At 72.4% G+C, this 12305-nt stretch carries 12 protein-coding genes; 6 read left to right on the top strand and 6 right to left on the bottom strand.

The window, feature by feature from the left end; all coding sequences use genetic code 11:
• Window positions 1-11: 11 nt before the first annotated feature.
• A complete protein-coding gene (locus LTT61_RS17590; RefSeq protein WP_233015121.1) occupies window positions 12-455 on the top strand; it encodes a nitroreductase family deazaflavin-dependent oxidoreductase in 444 nt (147 codons plus the stop codon).
• Between the two features lies 1 nt (window position 456).
• Here LTT61_RS17590 and aroQ read toward each other — a convergent pair whose 3' ends face one another.
• A complete protein-coding gene (aroQ, locus tag LTT61_RS17585; RefSeq protein ID WP_233015119.1) occupies window positions 457-897 on the bottom strand; it encodes a type II 3-dehydroquinate dehydratase in 441 nt (146 codons plus the stop codon).
• Between the two features lie 24 nt (window positions 898-921).
• Window positions 922-1500, bottom strand: a complete 579-nt coding sequence (locus LTT61_RS17580) for a hypothetical protein (RefSeq protein ID WP_233015117.1) — start codon at window positions 1498-1500, stop codon at window positions 922-924.
• A gap of 414 nt (window positions 1501-1914) precedes the next feature.
• Here LTT61_RS17580 and LTT61_RS17575 point away from each other — a divergent pair, with 414 nt between their 5' ends.
• Window positions 1915-3513: an NTF2-like N-terminal transpeptidase domain-containing protein gene (locus tag LTT61_RS17575; RefSeq protein WP_233015115.1), complete on the top strand. Its 1599-nt coding sequence runs from the start codon at window positions 1915-1917 to the stop codon at window positions 3511-3513.
• 117 nt (window positions 3514-3630) lie between these two features.
• Here the strand turns inward: LTT61_RS17575 and LTT61_RS17570 are convergent, their stop codons facing one another.
• The 3 genes from LTT61_RS17570 to LTT61_RS17560 are packed head-to-tail and all read right to left on the bottom strand — an operon-like array spanning window position 3631 to window position 6644.
• Window positions 3631-3993: a DUF3054 domain-containing protein gene (locus LTT61_RS17570; protein WP_233015113.1), complete on the bottom strand. Its 363-nt coding sequence runs from the start codon at window positions 3991-3993 to the stop codon at window positions 3631-3633.
• A 52-nt stretch (window positions 3994-4045) separates the two neighbouring features.
• The gene (locus LTT61_RS17565) at window positions 4046-5119 is read right to left on the bottom strand and encodes a lysylphosphatidylglycerol synthase transmembrane domain-containing protein (protein ID WP_420094654.1); all 1074 of its coding nucleotides are present in this window, start codon (window positions 5117-5119) and stop codon (window positions 4046-4048) included.
• Window positions 5120-5123: 4 nt separating this feature from the next.
• Window positions 5124-6644: an adenylate/guanylate cyclase domain-containing protein gene (locus LTT61_RS17560; protein ID WP_233015111.1), complete on the bottom strand. Its 1521-nt coding sequence runs from the start codon at window positions 6642-6644 to the stop codon at window positions 5124-5126.
• 111 nt (window positions 6645-6755) lie between these two features.
• Between LTT61_RS17560 and LTT61_RS17555 the strand changes: the two genes are divergently transcribed.
• The 4 genes from LTT61_RS17555 to LTT61_RS17540 all read left to right on the top strand — a co-directional run bounded on the left by LTT61_RS17555 (window position 6756) and on the right by LTT61_RS17540 (window position 10884).
• A complete protein-coding gene (locus tag LTT61_RS17555; RefSeq protein WP_233015109.1) occupies window positions 6756-8096 on the top strand; it encodes an AI-2E family transporter in 1341 nt (446 codons plus the stop codon).
• Window positions 8074-9294, top strand: coding sequence for a MacS family sensor histidine kinase (gene macS, locus LTT61_RS17550; protein ID WP_233015107.1), 1221 nt, complete (start codon window positions 8074-8076; stop codon window positions 9292-9294). Before LTT61_RS17555 ends, macS begins: the two co-directional genes overlap by 23 nt.
• 98 nt (window positions 9295-9392) lie before the next feature.
• Complete coding sequence (locus LTT61_RS17545) at window positions 9393-10025, top strand: response regulator (RefSeq protein ID WP_233021056.1); 633 nt, start codon at window positions 9393-9395, stop codon at window positions 10023-10025.
• Between the two features lie 205 nt (window positions 10026-10230).
• Window positions 10231-10884, top strand: a complete 654-nt coding sequence (locus LTT61_RS17540) for a DUF1707 SHOCT-like domain-containing protein (RefSeq protein ID WP_233021055.1) — start codon at window positions 10231-10233, stop codon at window positions 10882-10884.
• On the opposite strand, the gene LTT61_RS17535 is transcribed toward LTT61_RS17540, so the two are convergent.
• Window positions 10885-12078, bottom strand: a complete 1194-nt coding sequence (locus tag LTT61_RS17535) for a helix-turn-helix domain-containing protein (protein WP_233015105.1) — start codon at window positions 12076-12078, stop codon at window positions 10885-10887.
• Window positions 12079-12305 lie beyond the last annotated feature (227 nt).

The raw sequence follows: 12305 nt of genomic DNA, 5'->3' as shown, positions 1-12305 counted from the left end.
GAGGAGAAATCATGAACGCCGAGTCCCGCTACCTCGCTCCCGCAGGCGGCGACAACGTCTTCAACCGGATCGTGCGCAGGCTCGCGCAGTGGGGCATCAGCCTGGCCGGGTCGAGGGAGCTCGCCGTGCGCGGCCGGAAGAGCGGCGAGTGGCGCACCGTCCCGGTGAACCCGATGGAGATCGACGGCGCGCGCTACCTGGTCTCCCCGCGCGGCCACACCCAGTGGGTGCGCAACCTGCGCGCGGCGGGCGGCGGCGAGCTGCGGCTGGGCCGCAAGGTGCAGTCGTTCACCGCGGTCGAGGTGCCCGACGCCGAGAAGAACCCGCTGCTGCGCGAGTACCTGCGGCGCTGGGGCTGGGAGGTCGGCCGCTTCTTCGACGGCATCGACAAGAACGCCACCGACGAGCAGCTGGCCGGGATCGCGCCCGGCTTCCCGGTCTTCCGGCTGAACTGACTCAGCCGCGCCGGATCAGGAACTCGACGGCCGCCGCGTAGCCGAAGACGCCCATCCCGGCGACCACCGCCGTCGCGATCGGCGAGACGTAGGAGTGGTGCCGGAACTCCTCGCGGGCGTGCACGTTGCTGATGTGCACCTCCACGATCGGCAGCTCCGGGATCACCAGCGCGTCGCGCAGCGCCACCGAGGTGTGCGTGAGCCCGCCCGGGTTGATCACGATTCCGGACTCCACGCCGCGCGCGGCGTGGATCCGGTCGATCAGCGCGCCCTCGGAGTTGGACTGGAAGGCCACGATCTCGCGGCCGTGCCGCTCCGCCGTCCGGCGGCAGAGCGCCAGCACGTCGTCGAGGGTGTCCGAGCCGTATACCTCCGGCTGCCTGGTGCCGAGCATGTTCAGGTTCGGGCCGTTGAGCACCAGGATCGGGCCGGGAGCTGACATGCGGGCCACCCTACCGGCCCGCGGTCAGAGGTCCTTCGGGCCTTCGGCGCGCAGGTCGTCGACGGTCTTCATGGCCGCGCGCAGCTCCGCCAGCCAGGACTCGGCGTGCTCACCTGCCAGCCGGACGGTCCAGGCCAGCGCGTCCGACCGCGACCGCGCGACGCCCGCGTCGACCAGGGTGTCGAGCACCTTGCGCTCCGGCTGCCGCAGCCGGGTCATCACCGGCACCGCGAGGTGGGTGAAGAGGATCCGCTCGCCGTCCACCGTGATGCCCCAGGCGACATTGCGCCGGTAGCGGTGCTGCGCCTCCTCCGCGATCCGCATGCGCGCCGAGCGGGTGCCCTCGCGGAACCGCGCGATCGCGCCCTCCTTCGTCGCCGCCGGGATCGGCTCGCCGTCGCCGGGCTGCTCGCCGGGCGGCGTCAGCCGGAGCTCGCCGATCACCACGATCTCGTCCCGGTCGATCTCCAGCGTCGGCGCACCGACGAACCACTCCTCCGGCAATCTTCCGGCGAACCAGTCGGCGGCATCCGCCGCGTCGGGGAGGTCGGCCTGCTGCCAACCGCCGGGCCTGCCGAACCCGCGTCGCTGTCCGTGTCCCATGACGTCACCTGCCTGTCACTCGTCTTTCAGTGATTACAAGATTACGTCGCTGCGGCTGTTACTGGTTGCGCTCAGCGCGAACACGCCCGGGATCCACCCGAATCGCCGAAGCGGGCGGTTGGTGGCCCGCCCGCCCGGCGGGGCCGGTACGGTAACGGCGCCGGTTGTCTCGACAGCGCCGGGCGGAGGTCATGATCGGCCCCGGTTCGCCGGGTTGGGGCACAATGAAGGTGCTGAGCATGCGTGGCGTCCCCGGTGCTCCAGGTGTCGCCGGTGCAGACTGGTCGGATACGGTTGTCTTGTTGCTGAAGTGACAAGAGTGAAGAGTGGGCGGACATGGATGTGTGGGGATCCCGCCGCTTTCGCCTCCGGAGCGCATTGGCACTCGTGGGTGTAGCGGCTATCGCGATCGCGATGGGATCATGCGGTGTACACGAGCAGCGGAACGCGGCGGAGGCGGTTGTCGAACGGTTCACGGAGCTGCTCGACGACCGTGACTACTCCGGCGCCGCCCAGCTGACCTCCTATCCCGCTGCCGCCTCGGCAACTCTCGAGCAAATGTTCGAGGGGCTCGCCCCCGGCACCGTCGACTACGCCAAGACCCAGTTCATCGCGCTCGACGCGGAGTCCGGGATGTACAGCATGGACGTCGACTGGTCCTTCGGTGAGAACAAGGAGTGGCGCTACTCGCTGCAGGGCAATGTGCGCAAGCTCGCCATCGGCTGGCGGATCTCCTGGGAGCCGAGCGTCGTGATGCCGCCGCTGCAGAACAACCGCACCGTCCGGCTGGTGCGCACGCTGCCCGCGCCGGCGCCGAAGGTGGTCGACATCGCGGGCGCGCCGCTGATGACCGAGCAGAACATCAACGTGGTCAAGCTGGACCCGGCCCGGATCGCCGACCCGGTCGCCGCCACCGACGCGCTGGCCCGCGCCATCGAACCGGTCGCCCCGCTGATCACCGGCCCCGCGCTCATGCAGCAGCTCGCCACCTCGCAGGGCAAGCCGATCACCGCCGTGAACCTGCGCGACGGCGACTTCGAGATCCTGGAGCCCGACCTGGTCGCGGTGCAGGGGGCCGTGATCGAGAAGCAGCCGCGGCTCATCTCCGCCGACCGCCGGGTCTGGTCGCCCATGCTCGACGCGCTGCGCAAGGTGCAGCAGGAGAGCCAGGAGGCGCACTCCGGCTGGGGCGTGCAGCTGTTCGAGCCGGACGGGAAGTTCGCCGGGCAGGTCGCGGGTTATCAGGGCCCGCCCGGGCCGGATATCGCGGCCACCATGGACCAGCGGTTGCAGCGCGCCGCCGAGGACGCCGTGGTGAGCTCGGCGACGCCCGCCTCGATCGTGGCGATCCAGCCGTCCAGCGGCGCGGTGGTCGCGGTGGCGCAGAACAGCCAGGCCAGCGAGCACGGGCCGGTCGCCTTCACCGGGCTCTACCCGGTCGGCGGCACCTCGGAGCTGTTCCGCCTGGTCGCCTCGGTGGCGCACGGCAAGCCGCCGCAGGAGGTCACCGGGCAGGAGGCCGCCGACGCGGCGGCGCTGCTCGGGGTCGGGGTGGATTTCCAGGTGCCGGGGCTGGACGAGGTCACCGGGCGGCTGCCCGGCGGCCGCGGTGCGGAGCAGGTGAGCCAGAACGGCGGCGGTGACGCCATCCTGGCCAGCCCGTTCGGCATGGCCATCGCCACCGCCGCGGTCGCCCGCGGCGCGCTGGCGCCACCGATGATCGAGGTCGGCCGGCCCGGCGCCACCGACGCCCCGCTCGGCGGGCTGAACCCGGAGATGGTGGATCGGCTGCGCGGCCTGCTGCGCGACGGCACCGGCCGCCCCGAGTTCGCCTCGGTGCGCGGCTACCGCGACGTCAGCGGGCTCGCGGCCACCGCGGGCGCGGACGGCTGGCTCCTCGCCACCATGGGCGACCTGGCCTTCGCCATCCACATCGACGCCGTCGACAGCGGCGACGCCACCGCGCGGATGGCGGCGCGGCTGCTCCAGTCGCTGGCCGCGCCGGACTCCTGACTCGCCGCCGCGCGACCGCGCCCCGGCCGGGCAGGATCAGGCCGGCGCGGAGCTGCGGCGCGCCAGTTGAGCAGGAACAGGCCGGCGCCGAGACCGCCGCGCGCCCGTTGAGCGGGATCAGCCCAGTGCGGAGACCGCCGCGCGCCAGCCGAGCAGGAACAGCGCCAGCACCCCGGTTGCGACGAGCACGAAGCTGAAGGCGGTGCCCTGACCGGAGACCGCGCGCAGCACCATCCCACCGGCCAGGGTGACCGCCCAGATCAGCACGCCGGACGGCCACAGCAGGGAGCCGTCGAAGGCGTCGGCGGTGCGCCTGGCCAGCAGCAGCGCGCCCAGCCAGCCGAGCGCGAGCCCGGCGGCGAACGGCCACGCCGTGCGCAGCAGCCCGGCCAGCACCGCCTCCTCGTGGCTGCGCCTGCCGATGGCGCAGAACAGGATCACCAGCACGACATCGACGAGCAGCGGCACCAGGGTCCTCACGGGCTCCGAGCGTACCGGCGGTTCGCTTCGATGCCGGGCGCGGCAGGCCGACTCAGCGCGGGCGGCGGGATTCGAATTCCCGCTCGTACTCCGCCTCGTCGGCGTGCGGGGTGCGGAAGAGGAAGGCGAAGACGATCCAGCCGACGATCGCGACCAGCACGAAGCTCACCATGCGGTAGACGAAGGCGGCGGCGACGGCCTGCGCGGCGGGCAGCCCGGCGGCGGCGGTCAGCGCGTAGATCAGCGTGGCGTCCACGTAGACGATGCCGCCCGGCGCGAATGGGATCGAGCCGACCGCCTTGCCCGCGGCGAAGGCGATGAGCAGCCCGGCCCACACCGGGTCGCCGCCGATGGCGTAGCAGGCGGCGCCGAGACAGGCCACGTCGGCGAGCCGGTGCACCACCGCCCAGACCCCGACCAGCGCACCGTCGGTGCTGCTCAGCCGCACCGACTCCAGCTGCCCGAGCATCTCGGTGACCTTGGCCAACCCGTGCTCGCGCGGCCGCTTGCGCACCCGGTTGACCAGCGCGAGCCCGCGCCGGAGCAGCGCCTCCAGCGAGCCCGGCCGGCGCGCGAGGTAGTTGCCCGCGGTGGCGAGCGCGGCCACCGCGGCGAGCGAGAGCACCAGCTGAGCCGGACCGATCCGGTCGCCCGCCAGGATCGCCCCGCTCACCCCGAGCAGCGCGAGCCCGGCCGCGGCGACGACCCCGGAGAAGACCAGCTGCCAGGAGGCGACCACCGGATTGGCGCCCCAGCGCCTGGTCTGCCGGTAGGTGAAGGCGGTGGAGAAGACCTGCCCGGCGGGCAGCGTCACCGACATCGCGGTCGCGCCGTAGACCACAGCCACCGAGCGCAACTGGCTGACCAGCACCCCGCCCGCGCGCAGCAGCTGCTTCTGCACCCGGCCGAAACCGCTCATCGAGAGCGCCTGCAGGACGACGCAGAGCGCCACCCAGCCCCAGTGGATCTCGGTGAGCTTCTGCCAGCTCTCGTGCAGCCGCGGCCAGAGGTAGACGCCCTCGCCGACGAGCAGCGCCAGCACCGCGACGCCGAGCAGCCAGCGGTACCGGGCGCGTTTCGGGACACGGCGCGCCCGGGTACCCACCCGTTCGCCGTTGGCCGTCACTGTCTCAGCCTAGCCAACGGGCCTGTTCCGAGTCGGCAGCACCGCTCGCGCCGGTGCGCTCCCGCGGCCAGGCCAGCAGCGTCATCCGGCGGCGGCCGCGCAGCTGGACCTCCTCGCCGGTGGTCCAGAAGCTCTGCTCGCCGTCGTCGGCGAAATACAGCGCGCTGCCGGAGGCGAGCACCCGCTCCGGGCGGTCCTTGGCGAGCTCGGTCAAGCGCGACGCCTCGTTCACCGGGTCGCCGATCACGGTGTACTCGAAGCGGTTGGCGGCGCCGATATTGCCCGCGACGGCCAGGCCGGCGGAGACCCCGATGCCGATGTCGAGGCCGGGCACCTCGCGCAGCGTCTCGCGCAGCTCGCGGGCGGCGGCGAGCGCGGCGGTCGGGGCGTCGGGGCGGTCGAGCGGGGCGCCGAAGATGGCGAGCGCGGCGTCGCCGACGAACTTGTTGACGAAGCCGTGGTGCCGGTCGATGACGTCGACCACGATCCGGAAGAACTCGTTGAGCAGGCTGACCACCTCGGTCGGCGGCCGCTCGGCCGCGGTCGCGGTGGAGCCGACCATGTCCACGAAGAGCACCGCGACGAACCTGGTCTCGCCGCCGAGCTCGGTGCCGTAGTCGAGCGCGCGCTGCGCGACCTCCTCGCCGACGTGCCTGCCGAACAGCTCCTGCAGCTGGCGGCGCTTCGCCGCCTCCTCCATCATCCGGTTGAAACCGACCTGGAGCAGCCCGATCTCGCTGCCGTCGAACACCTCGACCTGCACATCCACCGAGCCCTCCTGCACCCGGTCGATGGCCTGGCTGAGCTGGCGCACCGGGTCGGAGATGCTGGAGCCGGTGAGCATCGACAGAGCCAGGGCCTGCAGGATCACCACGCCGCAGAGCAGCAGGATCGAGACGGCGAGCGACTGCGCGGAGAACTTCACGTCCGAGGAGATCTGGGTGACGCAGAGCAGCACGATCGCGATGGTCGGCGCGAAGGTGCCCATGCCCCAGGTCATCGCCATCCTGGTGCCGACGCCGGGGGTGAGCGTGTGGTCGAAGGTGCCCTCGGTGAGCGCCTGCGCCGCGACCGGGCGCAGGATGCGCTCGCCGAGCATGTAGGTGAAGCCGAAGACGATGGTCGCCGCCATGCACTGGGTGACGATCACCGCCAGCGCCAGCTCGGGCGAGTCGAGCAGGATGAAGCCGGTCAGGATGCCGCCGCCGACCAGCCAGATGAGCAGGTGCACGATGGCCTGGCGCAGCGGGGCGTGCAGCGCGGCCATCTGCTCGCGCCTGCTCGGCGGCCCGCCGCGCATCTGCCAGCGCATGACCGGGCGCAGCATGAGCGCCGACGCGGTCAGGCTGAGCACCCCGCCCGCGCCGAAGACGGCGACCGGGACCAGCAGCCCCGTCCGCCGCGGCCCGCCCTGCTCGCCCTCGGGAACCGGCAGCCCGTACTGGATGAAGGCCCAGACCAGGATGCCGCCGAAGGCATTGGCCAGCAGCATGGAGGTCAGGTAGAGCGGCCACCGCGTTCGCATGGTCTGTTTGACCGCTGCGATTGCTTCGAGGGGGGCCGACACGACAAACAATCTAGCGTTTCGGCTCCGGGCATACTCCCGAGTGTCGCGTGCGGCGGATACGCTCGCGGAATGACCGAGGCAGCGGCGAAGCCGGAGCGGCATCCGGCGGACGCGGTGCACCCGCTGGTCCGGCAGAGCGCGGAGTGGGCCTGGCGGCTGCTGGTGATCCTCGGCGCCTTCCTCGCGCTGAGCATGATCGTGCAGCGGATGGCGACCGTGGTGATCCCGATCGCCATCGCGCTGCTCGCGGCGGCGCTGCTTGCCCCGCTGGTGGACTGGATGCAGCGCAGGGGGGTGCCGCGCGGGGCGGGGGTCGTCGTCACGCTGCTCGGCTCGATCGGGCTGGTGGCCGGAGTCCTGACCTTCGTGGTCGAGCAGTTCATCGACGGCGTGCCGCAGCTCTCCGACGAGGTCACCAACAGCATCCACACCATCCAGGACTGGCTGATCAACGGCCCGCCGCACCTCAGCGACGACCAGATCCGCAATGCGGGCGACACCATCGTCCGCACCATCCAGGACAATCAGGACAGTGTGACCAGCGGCGCGCTCACCACCGCGACGGTGGTCGGGCACATCCTCACCGGCACCTTCCTGACCCTGTTCATCCTGATCTTCTTCCTCTACGGTGGCGAGCAGATCTGGCAGTTCGTCACCCGGATCGTGCCGACCGAGCACCGCGCCCGCATCCGCACCGCGGGCAGGCTCGGCTTCGGCTCGCTGGTCGGCTTCGTCCGGGCGACCGTCGTTGTGGCCGCGGTGGACGCCATCGGCATCGGCGCCGGACTCGCGATCCTCGGTGTGCCGCTGGCGCTTCCGCTCGGCTCGCTGGTCTTCGTCGGCGCCTTCATCCCGATCATCGGCGCCTTCCTGGCCGGCTTCATCGCGGTCTTCATCGCGCTGGTCACCAAGGGGTTCGTCACCGCGCTGATCGTGCTCGGCATCATCATCGCGGTCATGCAGCTGGAAGGGCATGTGCTGCAACCGCTGCTGCTCGGCCGGGCGGTGAGCATCCACCCGCTCGGCGTGGTGCTGGCGATCACCGCGGGCGTCGTGGTCGCCGGGATCGTGGGCGGGTTGCTCGCGGTGCCCATCGTCGCGGTGCTGAACACCGCCATCCGCTCGCTGCTCGCCGGTGAGCCGGAGGAGATGTTCGAGGAGATCCAGACCGTCACCCCGGAGCGCGGGCTCTACGACGCCGAGCCGGACGACATGCCCGCACCGGACCGGCTGGAGCTGGGCACCGTCGCCGCCGAGGAGTCGGCGCGGGTGGCGCTGCGCAAGCGCGCGGCCGATCGGGGTGACGCGGACCCGTCCACCCCGGATGCCGGCGGTAACCCGGCGGCACGGCCGGAGTCCGCCGCGCGACCCGGCGAAGACGACGCCGATGAGCGACCCGGGCGGGCCTGACTCGGCGGGCGCGAGCCGCCGGACGGACTCGACCGGCGCCGCCGTCGCCCCGCTCTGGCGCGCCGCGCAGGCGTTTCGCCTGGTCACCCTGTTGTACGCGGTGGGGCAGCAGGTCGCCTCGGTGCCGAACTACCACAACCAGCGGCTGAGCTGGGTGCTGATCGCGCTGATGGCGGTGTGGTCGGGGGTGAGCGCGCTGATGCTCTCGCAGTGGCACTTTCCGGAGGTGGCGCGGCGGCTGCGGGTCTGGGTGGTGATCGGCGACCACGTGGTGGTGATCCTGCTGATCGCCTCGACCCGGCTGGTCGCCGACTACGACTGGTACCACGGCCACCAGACCCTGCCGACCACGCTCTGGGCCACCAACGCGGTGATCTCCGCGGCCATCCTGCGCGGCCCCGTGGCCGGTGTGCTCTCCGGGCTGCTCATCGCCTCGGTCGCGCTGACCGTGCGCGACCAGTGGGGCAACGACGTCTGGACCGACGCCACCGTGCCGGTGCTTGTCTCGGTCGGGCTCGCGCTCGGGCTCGCCGCCGAGACCGCGCGCCGGGCGCAGGGCCAGGTGGAGCGCGCGGTGCGGCTCACCGCGGCCGCCGAGGAGCGCGAGCGGCTGGCCCGCGAGGTGCACGACGGCGTGCTCCAGGTGCTCGCCTACATCAAGCGGCGCGGCACCGAGATCGGCGGCGCCACCGCGGAACTCGCGCGGCGCGCGGGCGAGCAGGAGGTGGCGCTGCGGGTGCTGCTCTCCGAGCAGGGCGGGCGGCGGGCCGGTGGCGAGCCCGGCGACGAGGTCGACCTGCGGCCGCTGCTCACCGCGCAGGCTCGGCCTGACGTGTCGGTCTCCACCCCCGGCGAGCCGGTGCTGCTCGGCGCCGCGGCCGCCGCCGAGCTGGACGGGGCGGTGCGCAACGCGCTGGCGAACGTCGCGCAGCACGCCGGGCCGGAGGCGAAGGCGTATGTCCTGCTGGAGGACACCGGCGAGGAGCTGATCGTGAGCGTGCGCGACGACGGGGTCGGCATTCCGCCGGGGCGGCTGGCCGAGGCCGAGGCGGAGGGGCGGCTCGGGGTGTCGCGCAGCATCGTCGGCAGGCTGGGCGCGCTCGGCGGCACCGCGGTGCTGCTCACCGAGGAGACCGGCGGGGTCGGGTTCGGCACGGAGTGGGAGTTCCGTATCCCCCTGCGGGGGGTGGCACGATGAGTGGTGTGAGCGAGTCAGGCCCGGAGGCGGGAGCGGAGCGTAGCCACGGAGGCCCCGCGCCCGCGCCGAGTGGACCCCGCGTGCGCGAGGTCTCGGTGATGGTGGTGGACGACCACCCGATGTGGCGGGACGGGGTTTCCCGCGACCTCGCGGAGGCGGGGTTCACCGTCGCCGCCACCGCCGACGGCGTCGGCACCGCGGGGCGCAGGGCCGCCGCGGTACAGCCCGATGTCGTGCTCATGGACATGCAGCTGCTGGACGGCACCGGCGCGCAGGCCACCGCCGAGGTGCTCCGGGTCTCCCCGCACAGCCGGGTGCTCGTGCTCAGCGCCTCCGCCGAGCGCGACGACGTCCTCGAGGCCATCAAGGCCGGCGCCACCGGCTACCTGGTGAAGAGCGCCTCCGCCACCGAGCTGATCGAGGCGGTGCGCGCCACCGCGGCCGGTCAGCCCGTCTTCACGCCCGGGCTGGCCGGGCTGGTGCTCGGCGAGTACCGCCGGATCGCCACCACCCCGCCCGCCGCGGACGAACCGCACCGCCCCGCGCTCACCGACCGGGAGACCGAGGTGCTGCGCATGGTCGCCAAGGGGCTCTCCGCCAAGCAGATCGCGGGCAGGCTCAACCTCAGCCACCGGACGGTGGAGAACCACGTGCAGGCCACGCTGCGCAAACTCCAGCTGGCGAACCGGGTCGAGCTCACCCGCTACGCCATCGAACAGGGCCTCGAGTAGGAGGCCGGTCTCCGGGTTCGCCCTGATGCCGCAGCGGCGATTCCGTCGGTAATCTCGAAGGATGGGTGGGTCCGAGGCAGAGTCAGGTGAGGAGGCCCGCGTGCGCGAGTCAGGCCCGGTGGCGGAGGCGGAACTCGACCAGCCGCGGGAGCAGCACGGCGTGCGAGCGCCGGGGCTGTCGGCCGAGCCCGCGCACCCGCGGCACGTGAGCGATCGCGAGCTGCGGGTCTCCGATGCCGAGCGCGAGCACGTCGGGCAATTGCTGCAGCGCGCCGTCGGATTGGGCATGCTCTCGCTCGGCGAGTTCACCGAGCGGATGGACACCGCGCTGGCCGCCAAGACCCGCGGCGAGCTCAACGCCGTGCTCATCGACCTGCCCGGCATGCGGCTGGTCGGCCGCCCCGCCGCGCCCACGTCGAACTTCGTGAACTACCCGCCCGGCCCCGCCTTCGCCCCCCGCCCGGCGCAGCCGATCTCCGGCGACGGCGGCTCGGTGATCCGGGCCAGGATGTCCGGGGTCACCCGCAGGGGGCGCTGGCAGGTGCCGCCGGTGCTGCGGCTGAACTCCTGGATGTCCTCGGTGACGCTGGATTTCACCCAGGCGATCATGACCACCCAGGTGGTCGAGCTGCACATGGACGACTACTGCAGCGGCCTCACCCTTGTCGTCCCCACCGAGACCACCGTCGACCTGAACAACATCGACCTGATCGGCTCCAGCATCAGCAACAAGGTGCGCACCGGCCCGCCCTTCGGCAGGCTGCACCTGATCGTGGCGGGCCGGGTCCGCTTCGGCTCGGTTACCGCCAAGCACCCGCTCAGCGCGCACTGGCGCAAGCTGATGGGGTATCAGCACTGATCAGGCGTGTACGCCGAGCCTGCGGGCGAAGGTACGCAGCGGCAGCCTGCGGTCGTGGTCGAGCAGCTCCGAGACGATGTGCTTCGGCAGCGTCTGGTACTTGAGCCAGTCCGCGCCGCCGACCCGCTCGGCGTCGAGCAGGGTGTCCAGCGCCCGTCCGCGCTTGCCGGTTCGGGTCAGCGCGACCGCGGTGTCGGTGAGGTGCCTGGCCCGGGATGCCTGCGGTAGCCCGCATCGCGCCGGCATGGTGGCGGCGGCCGCCAGCGCCTCCGGGTAGCGCTCGGCCGAGACGTTCACGTCCACCGTCTGCATGACGACCTGGGACGGGCCGAAGTAGGTCTCGTAGTCGCGCCGGTCGGCGCCGAGCCGCCCCGCCACCTCGCCGGCAGCCTGTACCAGCGCGAGCGCCTCGGGAACCTCCTGCGCGCGGCCCGCCGCCGTCGCGCCCTGCAGCACCAGCGAGCCGTAGGCGGCCAGGTGCGGCGCGGCGACCTCGCCGTCCGGCTCCAGCTCGGCGGCGGCGCGCAGCGCGACCCCGCGCGACTCGGCGTAGCGGCCCTGGACCAGCAACTGCCAGGCGACCGAGCCGCGAATCGTGCCGAGCAGCAGCGGATCGTCGCCGCGCTCGGCGGCGGTGAGCGCCTGCCGGATCGCCAGGAAGGCCGGGTCGGTCTGGCCCAGGTGCACCAGCGTGCAGCCGGTGACCCAGTACATCCGGGCCAGCAGCTCGTTCGCCGGGGCCACCGAGCCGTTGCGCGCGGCGTGCACCGTCGCGCGGAGCTGGGTGAGCCCGGTCGGCAGCAGCGAGGTGAGCAGTTCGTACCGGCCGGTCCAGTAGGCGCCCCAGGCGTACTCGACCGCGCGGCGGCCCTCGTCCAGGTCGGCGGAGCGGTCGTCGGGGGCGGCGCCGAGCAGGTCGTCGACGGGGGTGAGGGCGCGGCGGATCGCGACGATCCCCGCGTCCGGGTCGGTGGAGGGGACACCGCCCTGCTTCTTGCCGATCAGGTCGGCGATGTCGACGTCGAGGGCGCGGGCGATCTTCTGCAGACTCGCGATCGACGCCGTCTGCCTGCCGCCCTGCTCCAGCTTGCGCACCAGATCGACGCTGACGCCGGCCTGGTCCGCTAGCTGCCGCTGGGTCAGCGCGCGCCCGCGGAAGTAGCGGATCCGCACTCCGATCGTCGAATCGTCCATGCCCACCCTGCCCCTTTGTTAAATCCAGGTTTCAGGGTACGACGCTATTCCGCATCTGGGGTGCCGAGTGGGACATTGCGTACGACTCGTTGACGTGTCCATGGAATACGTTTGTATTTCTGCAACTTTGACGACCTGCAAAGGGCGGGCAACGAATGATCACCCATCCCGAGATCTTCGTAAGGGCCCGGAGCGCGGAACGCGCGACGTGGCCTGCGACACCGGAA

This window comes from Nocardia asteroides, assembly GCF_021183625.1.
Classification (GTDB): domain Bacteria; phylum Actinomycetota; class Actinomycetes; order Mycobacteriales; family Mycobacteriaceae; genus Nocardia; species Nocardia asteroides_A.
The sequence above is the reverse complement of the archived record's forward strand: the minus strand, read 5'-3'. Positions and strand labels throughout refer to the sequence as shown.

What these genes read in the sequence shown, in the direction of transcription:
- LTT61_RS17555 (WP_233015109.1), top strand. Translation starts at nt 6,756, where the DNA reads ATGACCGAGGCAGCGGCGAAGCCGGAGCGGCATCCGGCGGACGCGGTG.
- LTT61_RS17545 (WP_233021056.1), top strand. Translation starts at nt 9,393, where the DNA reads ATGGTGGTGGACGACCACCCGATGTGGCGGGACGGGGTTTCCCGCGAC.
- aroQ (WP_233015119.1), bottom strand. Translation starts at nt 897, where the DNA reads ATGTCAGCTCCCGGCCCGATCCTGGTGCTCAACGGCCCGAACCTGAAC.
- LTT61_RS17535 (WP_233015105.1), bottom strand. Translation starts at nt 12,078, where the DNA reads ATGGACGATTCGACGATCGGAGTGCGGATCCGCTACTTCCGCGGGCGC.
- LTT61_RS17580 (WP_233015117.1), bottom strand. Translation starts at nt 1,500, where the DNA reads ATGGGACACGGACAGCGACGCGGGTTCGGCAGGCCCGGCGGTTGGCAG.
- macS (WP_233015107.1), top strand. Translation starts at nt 8,074, where the DNA reads ATGAGCGACCCGGGCGGGCCTGACTCGGCGGGCGCGAGCCGCCGGACG.
- LTT61_RS17560 (WP_233015111.1), bottom strand. Translation starts at nt 6,644, where the DNA reads ATGCGAACGCGGTGGCCGCTCTACCTGACCTCCATGCTGCTGGCCAAT.
- LTT61_RS17590 (WP_233015121.1), top strand. Translation starts at nt 12, where the DNA reads ATGAACGCCGAGTCCCGCTACCTCGCTCCCGCAGGCGGCGACAACGTC.
- LTT61_RS17575 (WP_233015115.1), top strand. Translation starts at nt 1,915, where the DNA reads ATGGGATCATGCGGTGTACACGAGCAGCGGAACGCGGCGGAGGCGGTT.